This is a genomic window from Streptomyces sp. NPDC042371 (genome assembly GCF_056437465.1).
Genome location: NZ_JBWKAP010000004.1, coordinates 388,477 through 406,307, shown reverse-complemented (window position 1 = coordinate 406,307; position 17,831 = coordinate 388,477). Strand labels below are relative to the sequence as shown.

Sequence of the window (17,831 nt, the reverse complement as noted above, 5' to 3'; positions counted from 1 at the left end):
TCCACGTTCAAGACGAAAAGATGTTGTGCCCCTACGACTTGGAGCTCTTGTGCACCGCAGACTCATCGCCCCGGGCGCTCTCGCGGCCTCTCTCCTGCTGGCGATCCCGGCATCGGCAGCGGACTTCTCCCCCGGGGCCCCGGGCATCGGCGACCCCTATTACCCGGCGAGCGGCAACGGCGGATACGACGTCTCGCACTACGACCTGCGGCTGAAGTACCAGCCCAAGACCGACCTGCTCGAAGGCACGGCGACGCTCAACGCCCGCACCACGCAGGACCTCTCGCGCTTCAACCTCGACTTCGGCCTCAAGGTCTCCGAGGTGCGGGTCAACGGCAAGAAGGCGAAGTTCGCGAAGACCGGCGACCAGGAGCTGGAGATCACGCCGTCGGCCGGGCTGCCCAAGGGCACGCCGATCACCGTCGTCGTGCGGTACTCGGGCAAGCCGTCCGAGCTGAAGATCAACGGCTACACGGCCTGGCACCGCACGCCCGACGGCGGCGTCGCGGCGCAGGAGCCGGAGGCCGCCGTGTGGTGGTTCCCGTCCAACGACCACCCGCTGGACAAGGCGACGTACGACGTGTCGGTCTCGGTGCCGGACGGCACCCAGGCGATCTCCAACGGTGTGCTGCAGTCGCAGAGTTCCAAGCTCGGCTGGACCCGCTACAACTGGCGCTCCAACAAGCCGCAGGCCAGCTATCTCAGCACGCTCGCGGTGGGCAAGTTCGACATCACGACCGACAAGACGGAGTCCGGCCTTCCGGTCCTCAACGCCTACAGCAAGGACCTCGGCGACAACGCGGGCTCCGCGCGGGCCAGCATCGAGCGGACCACCGAGATCGCCGAGTGGCTCGAGACGCTCTACGGCAAGTACCCCTTCAACGCACTCGGCGGCTACGTCCCGAACGTGAAGAGCAGCTACGCCCTGGAGACCCAGACCCGGCCCTTCTACAGCCCCTCCGCGTTCGCGAACGGCTCCAACGCCTCCATCGTGGTCCACGAGCTGGCCCACCAGTGGTACGGCGACAGCGTCTCCGTGGACGGCTGGAAGGACATCTGGGTCAACGAGGGCTTCGCCCGCTACAGCCAGTGGCTGTGGTCGGAGAAGGAGGGCGAGGGCACGGGGCAGGAGCTGGCGGACTACGTGTACGCCCAGCACCCCGCCGACGACCCGTTCTGGACGGTCAAGCCGGGTGACCCGGGCCCGGACAACCAGTTCCACGGCGCGGTCTACGACCGGGGCGCGCTGGCCCTGCAGGCCCTGCGCAACGAGGTCGGGGACGACACCTTCTTCGCCATCCTCAAGGGGTGGCCGCAGAAGAACGCGTACGGCAACGCCAAGGTGAGCGACTTCGTGAAGTACGCGGAGAAGGTCTCGGGCAAGCCGCTCGCGGAGCTCTTCGACACGTGGCTCTACCAGCCGTCGCGCCCCGCGGCTCCCGCCGTGCGCGAGGCCGGGATCGCCCGGTCGGCGGCCGCTCCGGCCAAGCCGAAGTCGTGGAAGCAGATCGCGGCGACGAACGGCGTGCACGACCACGGGCACGATCACTGACGGTCTCATGCGCCGCGCCGTCGGGGCTGGTTCCCGGCGGCGCGGTGGCGCGCTTCTCCTCTCAGCGGGCCTCGGCGTACGCCTCCAGGATGACGTCCAGGACCGCGTCCGGTTCCCGCACCGTCGGGAAGTGGTCGCTGTGCGCGAGCCGCACCACGCGGCAGCCCGGAATGCGCTGGGCCATCGCCTCGTTCACGCGGACCACCTCCAGCTGGTCGCGCTCCCCGATGACCAGGGTGCAGGGGACGTCGAGCTCGCCGAGACGGTCGTAGGCGGGTGGGTCCGGCACGTGGTGCGGATGTACGGCGAACCACGCCGGGACCACCGCCTTGAGCAGCGCCGTCACCTCGGGGTCGGCGCCGGTGCCCGCCGCCGCGGAGACGCGCCGCATCATCGTCACGATGCCGTCCACGTCGCCCGCCTGGGCACGGCGGCCGACCTCGGCCATGAACTCGGGCGGGAGGAGATCCTCGGCCCCCGTGACGCCCGGGACGATCAGCGCGAGGCTCGCCACCCGCGCGGGGTCGCGGAGCGCCAGGCTGATCGCTGTCGCGCCGCCCATGCTGGATGCCGCCAGGACGGCCCGGCCCACGCCGTAGTGGTCCAGGACGGCGATCAGGTCCTCGACCAGCGAGAACGGAGCGGTCGGTGCGGGCGACCTGCCGTACCCCCGTGCGTCGTAGCGGATCACGCGGTGCCGCTCCGTGAGGCGCGGCAGGATGCCGTCCCAGATGCGGGAGTCGCCCACGCCCGGGTGCAGAAGGACCAGGGGGAGGCTTCCGCCGCCCGTGCCGCTCGGTTCACCCGAGTCGTGCGACCACACTTCGCCGTCTTTGACCGAGACCATGACGTCCATGGCTGCGAGTCTCCGGGCGCGGGGTCCTGGCCGCCAGTGCCGTCGGCGGACGAGGGCGTGAATGCGTACGGCTAGCGGCCGGAACCCGTTGGATCGCTTCCGGGGCCCGTCGGCGGGTCGGTGCGTCGGTCGGGGTGTCGGCCGGTGCGCGGGTCCGTGCCGGGGTCGATGCCCGACGCGGCACCCGACGCGGCGCCCGGTGTGACGCCCGGCCCCGCCGGAGGCCCGGTGAGCGGGTCGGCCGCGATGCGCCCCGCCACCTCGGACGCCCACTCGGAGATCTGGCGGCGCAGCTCGGCCTCCGCCTCGGCGCGCTCCGCCTCCCCCCGGGCCTGCCCGGTGGCCGCGGGGCCGCCGCCTTCCCGGCGCCCGCGCCCGTGCGCCTCCGAGAGCAGCATCGACGGCCTCGCTCTCCGACTGCCGGGCGGAGGGGGTTCCGTGGGGGCGAGGGCGCGCGCGACGCGGGGCAGGAATCGTGCGAGAAGGAGCCAGAGCGCACCGCACAGGACAGCGGCGAGCGCCAACTCCTCGGCCCTCGGGTTGACCGGCCCGAGTTCCAGGGGGATGAACTGCATGTCGGAGCTCTACCCGCTCATCCGTGCGCAACAACGCACACATGCAAGGCAGTTGTACGGAGAGGGTGCGGCCCTGGTCGGCGGCGGGGCGCCTCAGCCCCCGAAGTCGTACACGGTCACCGCGATCCCGCGCGCCCCCAGGCGCCCGGCTATGAGCGGCTCGATGCGGGACCACTTGCCTCCCGCGAGCCCGCAGCCGATGCGCGGCATGTGCACGGAGGCGCCGAGCTCCTCGGCCTTGTCCGCCAGGGCGGCGAGGGCCGTGTCGATCGCCTCGTACCGCACGGGGACGCCCTTGCTGCCGGTGCGCATGCCCCGCTGCCCCACCATGTTGGCGACCCACAGGCCGCGGCCGACGTCGACGAACTGGACGGCGCCCAGGCCGAAGTCGTTCTTCGCGCGCTGCCGGTGCCAGGCGCGGTACGCCTTCTCCGGCTCGGGCCAGCGGCGCGAGAGCGCGAGCACAAAGCCCTTCCCCCAGCCCCCGAGGTCGTTGCAGACGTGGGCGATCAGCTTGGTGCCCTTGCCGAACGGCGCGGTGGCGTCACCCCGGACATACGTGATCTCCGACATGACGCCACCGTACGGGCTGCCACTGACAGCCCAGGACCAACTGACAGCCCAGGACTAACGGTCCTGCGGCCCCGTGAGGCTCTGGGCCTCGCGCGCCACCTTGCGCCGGACGCCGAACCAGCCCGCGACCAGGGCCAGGCCCACGACCGGGATGAGGAACAGCGTCTTGCGGCCGACCTCGGCGTCCTTCCACATCAGGCAGAGGACGGCGAGCAGGAAGGCGATCGTCACGTACTCGGTGACACCGCTGAAGGGGAGCTGGAACTTCGGCCGGGTGATCTCGCCGCGCTTCGCGCTGCGCACGAAGGCGAGGTGGCAGACCATGATCGTGATCCAGGTGCCGATGATGCCGAGCGAGGCCACGTTCAGGACGATCTCGAAGGCCTTGCCCGGGACCACCTTGTTGAGGCCGACGCCGACGACTCCGAGGGAGGCGGTGAGCAGGATGCCGCCGTAGGGGACCTGGTTGCGGTTCATCTTGGCGGTGAACTTCGGGGCGGAGCCCGACATCGCCATGGAGCGCAGGATGCGGCCGGTGGAGTACAGGCCGGAGTTGAGCGAGGACATGGCGGCGGTGAGGACCACGAAGTTCATGACGTCGCCCGCGGCCGGTACGCCGATCTTGGAGAGGACCGTCACGAACGGGCTCTGGTCGGCCGTGTACATCACGCCGGGCAGCAGCAGCGCGAGCAGCACCACGGAGCCGACGTAGAAGAGGCCGACGCGCCACATGATCGAGTTCACCGCGCGCGGGACGATCTTGTGCGGGTCCTTGGTCTCGCCCGCCGCGACGCCGACCAGTTCGAGGGAGGCGTACGCGAAGACGACGCCCTGCATGACGATCACGACCGGCATCAGGCCGTTCGGCATGAGGCCGCCGTGGTCGGTGATCATGTTGAGACCGGGCGTCTCGCCGCCCACCTTGTGCTGGCTGGCGAGCAGCCAGATACCAATGATCATGAAGGCGCTCAGCGCGGCCACCTTGATGATCGAGAACCAGAACTCCATCTCGCCGAAGTACTTCACCGAGACGAGGTTCACCGCGAGCACGATCGCGAGGGCGATCAGCGCCAGCACCCACTGGGGTATGTCGGTGAAGAAGCTCCAGTAGTGCGTGTAGAGCGCGATCGCCGTGATGTCCGCGATACAGGTGGTCGACCAGTTGAGGAAGTACATCCAACCGGCGAAGAACGCGCCCTTCTCGCCGAGGAACTCACGCGCGTACGAGACGAACGAACCGGACGAGGGCCGGTAGAGGACCATCTCGCCGAGCGCCCTGACGACGAAGAACGCGAAGATGCCGCACACGAGGTAGGCAAGGGCGAGCGCGGGGCCCGCCGAGTGGAGGCGGCCGCCCGCCCCCAGGAAGAGGCCGGTGCCGATCGCGCCACCGATCGCGATCATGTTGACGTGACGGGCCTTGAGGTCCTTGCTGTATCCGGCGTCTCCCGCGTCCGCGGGGGCCTGGGTCGCATCCGTGCCGGGTGCGTCCAGGGTGGCCGAATCTACGGCTTCCTTGCTCACGTGGTGGATCTACTCTCTGGTGCCCGGAAGAGCTCCGGGGTCCGGATGTGCTCCGGCCCGCGCACCCCTGACGCGCGCGGACCGACGGGACACCTTCCCCCAGAGATCGCCCCCACGCGGTGGCGCACGTCACATAGCGGGACTTCTCACATGGTGGTCAAGGGGTGTACAGACCCTCGATGACCTGCATGTACTTGTCACGGATCACCCTGCGGCGCAGCTTGAGGGACGGCGTCAGCTCGCCGGTCTCCGGTCCCCATTCCTCGGTGAGCAGCCGGTAGCGCTTGATCTGCTCGGTGCGGTTCAGGCGCGCGTTGGCGGCCTCGACCGCGCGGGCCACCTCCGCAAGCACGGCCTCGTGGGTGGCCGGATCCCCCTCAATACCGCGCGCGACGGCCCAGGCCGGGGCCATCTCCTGGTCCAGGACGAGCAGCGCCACGAGATAGGAGCGGCCGTCCCCGTGGACGAGGGCCTGCCCTATCAGCGGGTGCTCCTTGAGCGTGTTCTCGACGAGGGCGGGCGAGACGTTCTTGCCCGTCGACGTCACGATCATTTCCTTCTTGCGGTCGGTGAGCCAGAGGTAGCCGTCCTCGTCGAGCCGCCCGATGTCCCCCGTGGCGAACCAGCCCTCCGTGTCGCGGGCGTCGTCAAGGCCTCCGTCGGGCCGCAGATAGCCGTCGAAGACGGTGGCGCCGCGCACGAGGATCTCGCCGTCCTCCGCGATGCGTACGTCGAGACCCTCCAGGGGGCGGCCGACCGAGCCGAGCCGGAATCCGGCGGGGCTGTTCGTCGTGACCACGCCGGAGGTCTCGGTGAGCCCCCACGCGTCCATGATCACGAGCCCGAATCCGGCCCAGAAGCGGGACACGTCCAGCGGCATCGGCGCGGAGGCACTCGCCGTCCACACGAGCCGGTCGAATCCGGCCAGTGCGAGCAGCGGATCGAGGACTTCCCGCCGGGCCCGCTCGTACGCATCCTGCAGTTCCGCCGGGGGCTCCTCGCCCCGCTCCCGGCAGGCGACGTGCGCGCGTGCCGTCTCGTTGGCGGCCTCGATGACCCGGCGCCGCTCCTCGGGCAGCCCGGCGAGCGCCGCCCGTACGGAAGCGGCGAGCTTCTCCCACACGCGCGGGACGCCGAAGAACTGGACCGGATGCAGCTCGCGCGCGGTGGCGGCCACCTGCGCGGGGTCGGCGCACAGGTAGACGTGCCCCGCGCGCAGCACCGGCAGGTAGATGCCGAGCAGGCGCTCCGCGATGTGCGCGAAGGGCAGGTAGCAGATGTGTCCGACGTGCTCGGGGAACTCGATGACGCCGTCCAGGGCGATGCCGCCGAGGAGCAGGTTCCGGTGGGTGAGGCGGACGCCTTTGGGGTCGCCCGTGGTGCCCGAGGTGTAGACGACGGTGAGGGCGTCGGTCGGGCGGTCCTCGCGCCAGGCCTTCTCGAAGGCGTCGGGGTCGAAGAGGCGGCTGCCGGTGGCGTGCAGGGAGCCGTACGTGCGGTGCTCGCCCGCCTCGGCGGCCTCCACGACGACGAGGCGTTCCAGCGGGGCGGTGTGGTCCGCCAGGAGGGGCTCCCAGCGCGGCAGTTCGCGGGCGCCCTCGACGATCGCGAAGCGGGCCCTGCTGTGCCGGACGATGTGCGCGACCTGCTCGGGGGCCGCGGTGGCGTACACGGTGACGGGGACGGCGCCGAGGTGCACCAGGGCGAGGTCGCTCAGCCAGTGCTCGGGGCGGTTGTTCATCATCATCAGGACGTGTCCGCCGCGCTCGACGCCGAGCGCGGCGTAACCGGCGGCGAGGACCGCGACCTTGCGCCGCGCCTCGCGCCAGGTGAGCGTCGACCACTCCTCCCCCACGCGCCAGGAGAGCGCCGGAAGTTCTCCGTGGTCCTCGGCATTGCGGAGCAGCAGGGCGGGGAGCGTGATGTCGGCGGGGTCCCCGGGGAGTCGCAGGATCGTGGTCATGACCGCCTCCTGGTGCCATCGATTGGGCCGGAGGGTTTCACAACACTGGTGTGCCAGCAATACTGTTGCACCGGATTGACGCACGAAGCGGGGAGACGTCCCCCGAGCCGACCGGGGAGGGATGGCGCCGCCAATGACGACCGACACCGAGGGCGTCACGACCGAGGCCGAGGAGCCGACGCTCACGGTCGACGAACTCGCCGCGCGCGCGGGGGTGACGGTCCGCACCATCCGCTTCTACAGCACCAAGGGACTGCTGCCACCACCGGTGATCGGCCCGCGCCGCGTCGGCCACTACGGCCAGGAGCACCTGTCCCGGCTCGCGCTCATCGAGGAGTTGCAGCACCAGGGCATGACGCTCGCCGCGATCGAGCGGTATCTGGAGCAGCTGCCCGCCGACCTGAGCGCGCACGACCTGGCCATCCACCGCGCCCTGGTGGCGTCGTGGGCGCCCGACTCGGCGGAGGACGCCCCGCGAGCCGAGCTCGAACGCAGGGCGGGCCGCCCGCTCGGCGACGAGGACCTGGACCGGCTCGCGGCGATGGGCGTGGTCGCAAGGACCCAGACCCCGGGGACGTACCGCGTGGACCCGGGCCTGCTGCGCCTGGGCGTGCAGCTCCTGGACGTACCCATCGCGCACGAGACGATCCTGGCGGCGCGCACGGTCCTGATGGAGCACACGCGCTCAGCCGCGCACGAGCTGTCCCGGCTCTTCCGCGACGAGGTCTGGGGGCCCTACCGCGAGCGCGAGTCGGACCCCGAGCACGTGGCGGCGATGCGGTCGCTCTCGGCGCACATGCAGCCGATGGTGGTGCAGGCGCTGGTGACCGCGTTCCAGCGCTCCCTCAAGGAGGAGCTGCGGGAGTGGCTCAAGGAAGGCTGAGCCCTTCCCCACGGGCCACTCCCCCACCGGCCACTCCCCCACCAGCCTCCGTCACACCTTGACGTGGACCGCCGTCGCGCTCGGCGTCTCGTCCCGCGTGGCCTGCGCAAGGCGCTCGGCGTAGACCTCGGACAGGGCTGCCAGGTCCTTCCGTCCGGCCGCCCGGCCCGCGGTGTCCCGCAGGTCGAGCGTGCCGATGTACTCGCCCTGGCGGATGACCATCGTGACGGTGTTCTGCTTCGCGGACGACTTGTACGCGTAGACGGTGCTCTCGTCGCCCTGCGGAGCGCCGTCGAGGGCCGCGACCTCGCGCTTGCTGTGCTGCACGTAGCTCTCCCAGGAGGCGAAGGCCCGCTCGGCGGCACGGGTGTTCCGGTACGCGATCAGGTCGTAGCTCGCGCCCTCGGCCTTGTTCGCGGTGAGGTACCCCACCCGGCCGTTGGCGACGGCTCCCTTGCACTTGCCGCCCGGGTCCTTGCACAGGGAGGGGGCCTTGGCCCGGGTGTGCAGTTCCGTGCCGACGTGGCGCAGGGCGGCGGGCATCGTGTCGAGGGGCGGCAGGATCTCCTGGGCCCGGCGCGCGGCGCTCAGCGACCCGGTACCGGTGCCCTTGCCGCCCGTGGCGCCGCCGACGGTCCGGCTGTGCGAGGAGGAGGATCCCCGCTTGTGCTTCTTCTTGTTCTTCTTGCCTCCGCAGCCGGTCAGGGCCAGCGAGAGGACCAGCACTCCGACGCCGACCGCACGCGTCGTTCCCCCGGTCGTGAACCGCACAGCGGTCACCCTTCAGTTGTCGTGATCATGACGTACGACAGCATACGACGCGACAACCATGCCTCCGGTTCCACCCCTGACCAGGCAGAACCGGAGGCACCCGGCGGGATCAGCCGTCGCTGAACTTCTCGCCGCTCTCCGCCTTTTCGACCAGCAGCGCGGGCGGCGCGAACCGGTCTCCGTAGCGCTCGGCGAGTTCACGCGCGCGTGCGACGAAGCCGGGCAGGCCGCCTTCGTAGCCGTTGATGTACTGCAGCACGCCGCCCGTCCAGCCCGGGAAGCCGATGCCGAGGATGGAGCCGATGTTGGCGTCGGCGACCGAGGTCAGGACGCCCTCCTCCACCAGGCGCACGGTGTCGAGCGCCTCGGAGAAGAGCATCCGCTCCTGCATGTCCTTGAACGGGATCTCGTGCCCCGGCTTGGTGAAGTGCTCGCGCAGCCCCGGCCAGAGCCCGGCGCGCTTGCCGTCCACGTACTCGTAGAAGCCCGCTCCCCCGCTCCTGCCGGGGCGCTCGAACTCGTCGACCATGCGGTCGATGACGGTGTCCGAGGGGTGGCCCGCCCAGGTGCCGCCCTCCGCCTCGACGGCCCGCTTGGTCTCGTTGCGGATCTTGCGGGGCAGGGTGAGGGTCAGCTCGTCCATGAGCGAGAGGACCTTCGCCGGGTATCCGGCCTGGGCCGCGGCCTGTTCGACGGACGCGGGCTCGATGCCCTCGCCGACCATCGCGACGCCTTCGTTGATGAAGTGCCCGATGACGCGCGAGGTGAAGAAGCCGCGCGAGTCGTTGACGACGATCGGCGTCTTGTTGATCTGGCGCACCAGGTCGAAGGCGCGGGCCAGCGCCTCGTCGCCGGTCCGCTCGCCCTTGATGATCTCGACGAGCGGCATCTTGTCGACGGGTGAGAAGAAGTGCAGGCCGATGAAGTCGACGGGCCGGGAGACGCCCTCCGCCAGCGTGGTGATCGGCAGGGTCGAGGTGTTGGAGCAGAGCAGCGCGTCCGGCTCGATGACGTCCTGGATCTCCTGGAACACCTTGTGCTTGAGCGAGGTGTCCTCGAAGACCGCCTCGATCACGGCGTCGCAGCCCGCGAGGGCCTGCGGGTCCGCGGCCGGTGTGATGCGGGCGAGCAGCGCGTCCGCCTTCTCCCGGCTCGTACGCCCCTTGGCCACGGCCTTGTCGCAGAGCTTCTCGGAGTAGCCCTTGCCCTTCCGCGCCGCCTCGGCCGACACGTCCTTCAGGACGACCTCGATGCCCGCGCGGGCACACGAGTACGCGATGCCCGCGCCCATCATCCCGGCGCCGAGCACGGCGACCTTGCGGACCTGGCGCGGCTCGATGCCCTTGGGGCGGTTGGCGCCGGAGTTGACGGCCTGGAGGTCGAAGAAGAACGCCTGGATCATGTTCTTGGCGACCTGGCCGGTGACCAGCTCGGTGAAGTACCGGGCCTCGATGGTCAGCGCGGTCTCGAAGTCGACCTGGGACCCCTCGACGGCCGCCGCGAGGATGTTGCGCGGGGCCGGGTAGTTGGCGCCCGCCGTCTGCTTCTTGAGGTTGGCGGGGAAGGCGGGCAGGTTCGCCGCGAACTTCGGGTTGGCCGGGGTGCCGCCGGGGATGCGGTAGCCGGGCTTGTCCCAGGGCTGCTGCGACTCGGGGTTGGCGTCGATGAAGGCGCGGGCCTTCTCCAGCATCTCCTCGCGCGTGGCGGCCACTTCGTGGACGAGGCCGTTCTCCAGGGCGCGCTTCGGGTTGTACTGGGTGCCCTGGAGCAGCACCTTCAGGAGCGCGTCGGTGATGCCCATGAGGCGCACGGTGCGGGTGACGCCGCCGCCCGCGGGGAGCAGGCCGAGGGTGACCTCGGGCAGGCCGATCTTGGAGCCGGAGACGTCGAGGGCGACGCGGTGGTGCGAGGCGAGGGCGATCTCGTAACCGCCGCCGAGGGCCGCGCCGTTGATCGCGGCGACGACGGGCTTGCCCAGGGTCTCGATGCGGCGCAGCGAGTTCTTGATGGCGGTGCCCGCGTCGAACGCCTCCTGGGCGTTCTCCGGGCCGACCTTGATCATGTCCTTGAGGTCGCCGCCCGCGAAGAAGGTCTTCTTGGCGGAGGTGTAGATGAACCCGCGGATGGCGTCCTTGTCGGCCTGGACGGCGGCCTCCGCGCGGTCGGCGATCGCCGCGATGGACTCCTTGAACGCCTGGTTCATGGTGTTCGCGGACTGGTTGGGGTCGTCCAGGACGAGGGTGACGACGCCGGTGTCGTCCTGTTCCCAGCGGATGGTGGTGCTCTCGGTCATGTCTTCTTCTCCGTGAAGTCTGATGTCGGGCGGTATCCGGGGAGGGCGGCGGAGGATCGTGGCCGACTGACCGCCGGTGGGGGCTGGTCGCGCAGTTCCCCGCGCCCCTGAAAGGCGCACTCCGTGCGCCTTCATGAGGCGCGGCGAAGCCGCTGCCTCAGGGGCGCGGGGAACTGCGCGAGGACGGACCACCGGCCCGCAGTCGGCAGATGTCGCCGAGCCCTACGGCGCTACAGCCGTTCGACGATCGTGGCGATGCCCATCCCGCCGCCCACGCACAACGTGGCCAACCCGTACCGGAGGTCCCGCCGCTCCAGCTCGTCCACGAGCGTGCCCAGGATCATCGCCCCGGTCGCCCCCAGCGGGTGACCGAGAGCGATCGCGCCGCCGTTGACGTTCACCTTGTCCAGGGAAAGACCCATGTCCTTGACGAAGCGCAGCACGACCGCGGCGAACGCCTCGTTGATCTCGACGAGGTCGATGTCGTCGATGGTGAGACCCGCCTTGGCGAGCGCCTTGCGCGTCGCGGGCGCGGGCCCGGTGAGCATGATGAGCGGGTCGGAGCCCGACACGGCCGCGGAGACGATCCGCGCGCGCGGGGTGAGACCGTAGCGCTCGCCGACCTCCTTCGTGCCGACGGCGACCAGCGAGGCGCCGTCGACGATGCCGGAGGAGTTGCCCGCGTGGTGGACGTGGTCGATCTGCTCGATCCAGTGGTACTTCTGCAGCGCGACCGCGTCGAAGCCGCCCAGGTCGCCGATGTCCTTGAAGGACGGCTTCAGCCTGGCGAGGGAGTCGGCGGTGGTGCCGGGGCGCAGGTGCTCGTCGTGGTCGAGGACGACGAGGCCGTTGCGGTCCTTGACCGGCACGACGGACCTCGCGAAGCGGCCGTCCTTCCAGGCCGCGGCGGCGCGCTCCTGCGAAAGGGCCGCGTACTCGTCGACGTCGCGCCGCGAGAAGCCCTCGACGGTGGCGATCAGGTCGGCGCCGATGCCCTGCGGCGCGAAGTCGGTCTCGAAGTTGGTCATCGGGTCGGCGAACCAGGCGCCGCCGTCGGAGGCCATCGGAACGCGCGACATGGATTCGACGCCGCCCGCGAGCACCAGGTCCTCCCAGCCCGAGCGGACCTTCATCGCGGCGAGGTTGACCGCTTCGAGGCCGGAGGCACAGAAGCGGTTCTCCTGGACACCGGCGACCGTGTCGGGCAGCCCGGCGGCGATGGCCGCGATCCGCGCGATGTCGGAGCCCTGGTCGCCGACCGGGCCCACCACGCCGAGGACGATGTCGTCGATGGCGGCCGGGTCGAGGTCGGGGAAGCGGGCCTGGATCTCGTGGATCAGGCCGACGACGAGGTCGATGGGCTTGGTCCCGTGCAGGGCGCCATTGGCCTTGCCGCGTCCGCGCGGGGTGCGGATCGCGTCGTATACGTACGCTTCGGTGGTCACGCGTGAGCCTTTCGGGGGTGTCCGGGAGGGTGTGGTGTCCGGAAGGGTGAGGGGTCCGGGAGGCCGGGGGTCAGCCAAGGAGGGAACGGCCGATGATCTCCTTCATGATCTCGGTCGTGCCGCCGTAGATGGTCTGGATGCGTCCGTCGGTGAAGGCCTTGGCGACGCGGTACTCCGTCATGTAGCCATAGCCGCCGTGCAGTTGCAGACAGCGGTCGGCGACGCGTTTCTGCAGTTCGGTGGCCCACCACTTCGCCATCGACGCATGCACGGCGTCGAGTTCCCCGTTCGAGTGATCGACGATGCACCGGTCGAGGAACGTACGGGTGACGGCGCACTCGGTGGCCATCTCGGCGATCTCGAAGCGGATGTGCTGGAGCTTGGCGAGCGGGCGCCCGAAGGCCTCGCGCTCCTTCACGTACGTCGTCGTGATGTCCAGGAGGTGCTCGGCGGCGGCGATCCCGGCGACGGCTATGCCCATGCGCTCCTGCGCGAGGTTCGTCATCAGGTGGATGAAGGCGCCGTTCAGCTCGCCGAGCAGGTTCTCCTTGGGGACGCGTACGTCGTTGAAGAAGAGCTCGGCGGTGTCCTGGGACTTCTGGCCGATCTTGTCGAGGTTGCGGCCCCGCTCGAAGCCCTCCGCGCCCCGCTCGACGACAAGGAGGGACAGGCCGTGGGCGCCCCCTTCGGGGGACGTCTTGGCGACGACCACGACGAGGTCGGCGAGGATGCCGTTCGAGATGAACGTCTTGGAGCCGTTGAGCACCCAGTGGTCGCCGCGGTCCTCGGCGGTGGTGCGGATGCCCTGGAGGTCGGAGCCCGCGCCGGGCTCGGTCATCGCGATGGCCGTGATGATCTCGCCGCTGCAGAAGCCGGGCAGCCAGCGCCGCTTCTGCTCGTCGGTGGCGAGGGAGGTCAGGTAGGGGCCGATGATGTCGTTGTGCAGGCCGAGCGCGAGTCCGGCGGCGCCCGCGCGGGTGAACTCCTCGGCGAGGACCGCGGAGTAGCGGAAGTCGTCATTGCCGCCGCCTCCGTACTCCTCAGGGACGGCGAGGCCGAGCAGCCCCTGCTTGCCTGCCGCGAGCCAGGCCTCGCGGGAGACGATGCCGTCCTTCTCCCACTGCTCGTAGTGCGGGAGCACCTCCTTGGCGAGGAAGGTGCGGACGGTCTCGCGGAACGCGTCGTGCTCGGCGGCGAAGATCTGCCGTTTCATCTGTACGTGGCCTCCTGGAGCCCTGTGAGAGAAGCTGCGAGCCCGGTCAGAGCCAGCCCTTGACGGTTGCGATCGACTTGGCGGGTTCGGGGCCGACCGGGATGACGTTGAGCATGGTGACGCCCGCCTCGCGGAAGGCCTCGACGCGCTCGCGTACGTAACCCTCGGGCCCGCACAGCGACATGAGCTCGCAGAACTCGTCGGGGACGGCCGCTTCGGCTTCCTTCTTCTTCCCGGCCAGGTAGAGCTCCTGGATGCGTGCGGCCTCTTTCTCGTAGCCGTACGCGACCGCGAGGTCGTTGTAGAAGTTCTTCCCCTTGGCGCCCATGCCGCCTACGTAGAGGGCGATCTGCGGGCGGGCGAGGTCGCGCACGGCCGCCGCGTCGTCGCCGATGGCGAGCAGTCCCCCGGCGACGGTCTCCAGCGGTGCGAGGGCCGGATCGCGCTTCTCCTTGCCCGCGGCGAGCGAGGCGCCCCACACCTGGTGGGCCTTTTCCGGCAGGAAGAGGGTGGGCAGCCAGCCGTCGGCGATCTCGGCGGTCATGCGGACGTTGGCGGGGCCCAGGGAGGCGACGTACAGCGGGACTTCGGGGCGCACCGGCCTGGTGAGGATCTTCAGGGGCTTGCCGAGCCTGCCGCCCTTCTCCGGAGGCAGCGGCATGTCCGTGATGCCGTGGTGGTCGATGACTTCGCGGCGCAGGATGCGGCGGGTCAGCTCGATGGCCTCGCGGGTGCGGCCGAGCGGCTTGTCGTACGCCTTGCCGTGCCAGCCCTCGACGACCTGCGGGCCCGAGGCGCCGAGCCCGATGATCGCACGCCCGCCGGAGACCGCGTCGAGTCCCGCGGCGGTCTGGGCGATGAGGGCGGGGGTACGGGAGTAGACGTTGAGGATGGCGGCGCCGATCTTCATGCGCTCGGTGCGCGCCGCCAGATAGCCCATGATCGTGGGCGAGTCGAAGCCGTACGCCTCCGCGACCCACACGGCGTCCAGGCCCGCGGACTCCAGGGCCGCGACGCTGTCGGCCGCTTCGCGCGGGTCGCCCGCGTAGGCGAGCGGTGCCGAGATCCGCATCAGTGGTCTTCCTCTTCGGTCGAGGGGCGCGCGAGGGCCGGTACGTCCCAGTCGTGGGCCACGTCGGCGGTGTCGGCGCCGGGCTGTGCGGGGCCGCTGCGGACCTGGGTCGGGGTCGCGGAGAAGCGGGGTGCGGGGGCGGGCTGGGTGATGCCGCCGTGGTCGGTGAAGGTGCCGCGGGCCGCGAGGTGCGGGTGTTCTGGCGCCTCGCGCAGGGACAGCACGGGCGCCACGCACGCGTCTGAGCCCTCGAATACGGCCGTCCACTCGTCGCGCGTACGTTCCTTGAAGCGGGCGGCGACGGCGTCGCGCAGCTCGCCCCAGCGGGCCAGGTCCTTGCGGGCGGGCGCGTCGTCGGTGAGGCCGAGCAGGGCGATGAACTCGTCGTAGAACTGCTGCTCCAGGGAGCCGACGGCCATGTAGCCGCCGTCCGCGGTCTCGTACGTGCCGTAGAACGGACAGCCGCCGTCGAGGAGGTTGGCGCCGCGGCGGTCCTGCCAGCCACCGGCCGCGAGCATGCCGTGGATCATCGTGGAGAGGTGGGCCGCGCCGTCGACGATGGCGGCGTCCACCACCTGCCCCTCGCCGTGCTCGCGCGCGTGGTGCAGCGCGGCGAGGATGCCGACGACGAGATAGAGCGAGCCGCCCGCGTAGTCGCCCACGAGGTTCGCGGGGATCGCGGGCGGCTCGTCGGGGTTGCCGATCATGCCGAGGGTGCCGGTGATCGCGATGTACGCGATGTCGTGTCCGGCGCTCAGGGCGAGCGGTCCTTCCTGACCCCAGCCGGTCATCCGGCCGTAGACCAGCTTCGGATTGCGGGCGCGGCAGTCGTCGGGGCCGACTCCTAGACGCTCGGCCACGCCCGGCCGGTAGCCCTCGATGAGGACGTCGGCGCGCTCGACCAGGTCGAGGGCGCGGGCCGCGCCGTCGTCCGCCTTGAGGTCGATGACGACGGAGCGTTTGTTGCGGTTGGTCACGTCGTACTCGGGGTTGATCGCGAGGCCGCCGCCGTCCGGCCGGTCGACGCGCACGACGTCGGCGCCGAGATCGGCCAGCAGCATGGCGGCGAACGGGCCGGGCCCGATGCCCGCCAGCTCCACCACGCGCACTCCGGCGAGCGGTCCGTGAACGCCCTTGCCCGGCACTGTCATTGAGCCCCCAGCACTGTGACACAACTGATGTAACACCAGTGATGCTAAGAACGTGTTCCACCGCGCACAAGCCCCTGACGAGCAAGCGCTTAGCCAATTCTGGCCCGCCCGACCACGGGACCCGTGCGGCGCCTAGCCTGAGTGCATGGATTCCGTACTGGTCAGCGCATGTCTGCGGGGAGTCCCGTGCCGCTACGACGGCCGCGACAAGGCCTCACCCGAGCTCGACGAAGCGGTGGCGGGCCGCGCGGTCGTGTCGTTCTGCCCCGAGGCCGCGGGAGGCCTGCCGACGCCGCGCCGCCCGGCCGAGCTCGTCGGCGGCGACGGCCACGACGTCCTGGACGGCACGGCCCGGGTGGTCGAGGACACCGGGCGCGACGTGACGGCGCAGTTCGTGGACGGCGCACAGCGCGCACTGGCCGCCGCGCGCCACGGCGGGTGCACGGAGGCGCTCCTGATGCCGCGCAGCCCTTCGTGCGGCCGCGGGGCGGTGTACGACGGGTCGTTCGGCGGCAGGCTCGTGTCGGGGGACGGGGTCACGGCGGCGCTCCTGGAACGGCACGGCATCACGGTGCGGACGGCCCCCGGGGCGTGAACGCGCCAGGTCGCGGTCACCTCCTGGAATCGGCGTCCGCCGCTCACGCTAGCCTCGGCCACCCACAACAGCACGGGGCCCACGACGGAGAGGTGCCATGACCGGTCGCATCAGCAAGGACAGCGAACGCGCATACGACATCGTGCTCTTCGGAGCGACGGGTTTCGTGGGAGTGCTCACCGCCGAGCATCTCGCCGCCCACGCCCCCGAAGGGGTGCGGTGGGCCATCGCCGGGCGCGACACCACGAAGCTGGCAGAGCTGCGGAAGCGGCTTTCCGCGATCAATCCGGCGTGCGCCGAACTCCCCCTGGTCCGCGCCGACGTGGCGGACCCCGCCTCCCTGCGGGACATGGCCACCCACGCGCGCGTGGTCGCCTCGACCGTCGGGCCGTACCTGACGTACGGACAGGATCTCGTCGCGGCGTGCGCCGAGGCGGGCACGGACTACGTGGACCTGACGGGTGAGCCGGAGTTCGTCGACCTCATGTACGTGAAGCACGACGCCCGCGCGCGGGAGACCGGCGCGCGGCTCGTGCACTCCTGCGGCTTCGACTCGGTCCCGCACGACCTGGGGGCCTACTTCACCGTGCAGCAGCTGCCCGAAGGGGTGCCGCTGCGCGTGGACGGGTTCGTCCGGGTGGGCGCGCGGTTCTCCGGCGGCACCTTCGCCTCCGCGCTCAACCAGTTCGGGCGGGGTCCGCAGATGCTGGCCGCCGCGAAGGACCGCCGACGGCACGAGCCGCGTTCGGTGGACCGCAAGGCGTACGCGCCGCCGGGCGCGCCCCGGTACGCGGGCGCGATCGGCGCGTGGGCCCTTCCCCTGCCGACGATCGACCCGCAGGTGGTGCAGCGCTCGGCGCGCGCCCTCGACCGGTACGGGCCGGACTTCCGCTACCGGCACTACGCGGCCGTGAAGACGCTGCCGGTCGCCCTTGGCGCCCCCGTGGCCCTCGGCGGCCTCCTCGCGGTGGCACAACTGCCGCCCGCACGGCGGTGGCTGTCCGCGCGCCTGAAGCCGGGCGACGGGCCGAGCGAGACGCGGCGGGCCTCGTCGTGGTTCTCGGTCAGGTTCGTCGGCGAGGGCGGCGGGAAGCGGGTGTTCACCGAGGTCTCGGGCGGCGACCCCGGGTACGACGAGACCGCGCGGATGCTGGGCGAGTCGGCGCTGTGCCTCGCCCTCGACTCCCTGCCGCCGACGGCGGGGCAGGTCACCACGGCCGTGGCGATGGGCGACGCGCTGATCACCAGGCTGCGGGCGGCGGGGCTCTCGTTCCGGGTCGTCGCGGAGCAGGAGACACGCGCTGAGCAGTAGGCACGCCCTATGGAGATGCCCCGCACGTTCCCGTGCGGGGCATCTCCATAGGG

Annotated in this window: 15 protein-coding genes; 4 read left to right on the top strand and 11 right to left on the bottom strand. The window is 71.0% G+C overall.

What is annotated here, in order from left to right:
- Positions 1-49 precede the first annotated feature (49 nt).
- Entirely contained in the window at positions 50-1,552 is a 1,503-nt protein-coding gene (locus AC068B_RS14920; RefSeq protein ID WP_478671813.1) for a M1 family metallopeptidase, read from the top strand.
- 61 nt (positions 1,553-1,613) lie between these two features.
- On the opposite strand, the gene AC068B_RS14915 is transcribed toward AC068B_RS14920, so the two are convergent.
- The 5 genes from AC068B_RS14915 to AC068B_RS14895 form a co-directional block, all read right to left on the bottom strand.
- Entirely contained in the window at positions 1,614-2,408 is a 795-nt protein-coding gene (locus tag AC068B_RS14915; RefSeq protein WP_478671812.1) for an alpha/beta fold hydrolase, read from the bottom strand.
- 71 nt (positions 2,409-2,479) lie between these two features.
- Positions 2,480-2,983 carry a hypothetical protein gene (locus AC068B_RS14910; RefSeq protein WP_478671811.1) on the bottom strand — a complete coding sequence of 168 codons (504 nt, stop codon included), beginning with the start codon at positions 2,981-2,983 and terminating at the stop codon, positions 2,480-2,482.
- A 93-nt stretch (positions 2,984-3,076) separates the two neighbouring features.
- Entirely contained in the window at positions 3,077-3,556 is a 480-nt protein-coding gene (locus AC068B_RS14905; RefSeq protein ID WP_478671809.1) for a macro domain-containing protein, read from the bottom strand.
- A gap of 54 nt (positions 3,557-3,610) precedes the next feature.
- A complete protein-coding gene (locus AC068B_RS14900) occupies positions 3,611-5,080 on the bottom strand; it encodes an amino acid permease (RefSeq protein ID WP_478671808.1) in 1,470 nt (489 codons plus the stop codon).
- A gap of 157 nt (positions 5,081-5,237) precedes the next feature.
- Positions 5,238-7,043: an AMP-dependent synthetase/ligase gene (locus AC068B_RS14895; protein WP_478671807.1), complete on the bottom strand. Its 1,806-nt coding sequence runs from the start codon at positions 7,041-7,043 to the stop codon at positions 5,238-5,240.
- A gap of 133 nt (positions 7,044-7,176) precedes the next feature.
- On the opposite strand from AC068B_RS14895, the gene AC068B_RS14890 reads away from it, so the two are divergent.
- On the top strand, positions 7,177-7,926 hold the full coding sequence (locus AC068B_RS14890) for a MerR family transcriptional regulator (protein ID WP_478671805.1): 750 nt from the start codon (positions 7,177-7,179) through the stop codon (positions 7,924-7,926).
- A 51-nt stretch (positions 7,927-7,977) separates the two neighbouring features.
- Here the strand turns inward: AC068B_RS14890 and AC068B_RS14885 are convergent, their stop codons facing one another.
- The 6 genes from AC068B_RS14885 to AC068B_RS14860 all read right to left on the bottom strand — a co-directional run bounded on the left by AC068B_RS14885 (position 7,978) and on the right by AC068B_RS14860 (position 15,871).
- A complete protein-coding gene (locus tag AC068B_RS14885; protein ID WP_478671804.1) occupies positions 7,978-8,697 on the bottom strand; it encodes a hypothetical protein in 720 nt (239 codons plus the stop codon).
- 109 nt (positions 8,698-8,806) lie between these two features.
- Positions 8,807-10,990 carry a 3-hydroxyacyl-CoA dehydrogenase NAD-binding domain-containing protein gene (locus AC068B_RS14880; protein WP_478671803.1) on the bottom strand — a complete coding sequence of 728 codons (2,184 nt, stop codon included), beginning with the start codon at positions 10,988-10,990 and terminating at the stop codon, positions 8,807-8,809.
- A 230-nt stretch (positions 10,991-11,220) separates the two neighbouring features.
- Positions 11,221-12,435 (bottom strand): acetyl-CoA C-acetyltransferase, encoded by a 1,215-nt coding sequence (locus AC068B_RS14875; protein WP_478671802.1) that lies wholly within the window; start codon positions 12,433-12,435, stop codon positions 11,221-11,223.
- 70 nt (positions 12,436-12,505) lie between these two features.
- Complete coding sequence (locus AC068B_RS14870; RefSeq protein WP_478671801.1) at positions 12,506-13,648, bottom strand: acyl-CoA dehydrogenase family protein; 1,143 nt, start codon at positions 13,646-13,648, stop codon at positions 12,506-12,508.
- Positions 13,649-13,694: 46 nt separating this feature from the next.
- On the bottom strand, positions 13,695-14,720 hold the full coding sequence (locus AC068B_RS14865; RefSeq protein ID WP_478671800.1) for an LLM class F420-dependent oxidoreductase: 1,026 nt from the start codon (positions 14,718-14,720) through the stop codon (positions 13,695-13,697).
- Positions 14,720-15,871, bottom strand: coding sequence for a CaiB/BaiF CoA transferase family protein (locus tag AC068B_RS14860; RefSeq protein ID WP_478671799.1), 1,152 nt, complete (start codon positions 15,869-15,871; stop codon positions 14,720-14,722). Before AC068B_RS14860 ends, AC068B_RS14865 begins: the two co-directional genes overlap by 1 nt.
- Before the next feature lie 145 nt (positions 15,872-16,016).
- Between AC068B_RS14860 and AC068B_RS14855 the strand changes: the two genes are divergently transcribed.
- Positions 16,017-16,466 carry a 2-thiouracil desulfurase family protein gene (locus AC068B_RS14855; RefSeq protein WP_356259547.1) on the top strand — a complete coding sequence of 150 codons (450 nt, stop codon included), beginning with the start codon at positions 16,017-16,019 and terminating at the stop codon, positions 16,464-16,466.
- A gap of 97 nt (positions 16,467-16,563) precedes the next feature.
- The gene (locus AC068B_RS14850) at positions 16,564-17,778 is read left to right on the top strand and encodes a saccharopine dehydrogenase family protein (protein ID WP_478671798.1); all 1,215 of its coding nucleotides are present in this window, start codon (positions 16,564-16,566) and stop codon (positions 17,776-17,778) included.
- Positions 17,779-17,831 lie beyond the last annotated feature (53 nt).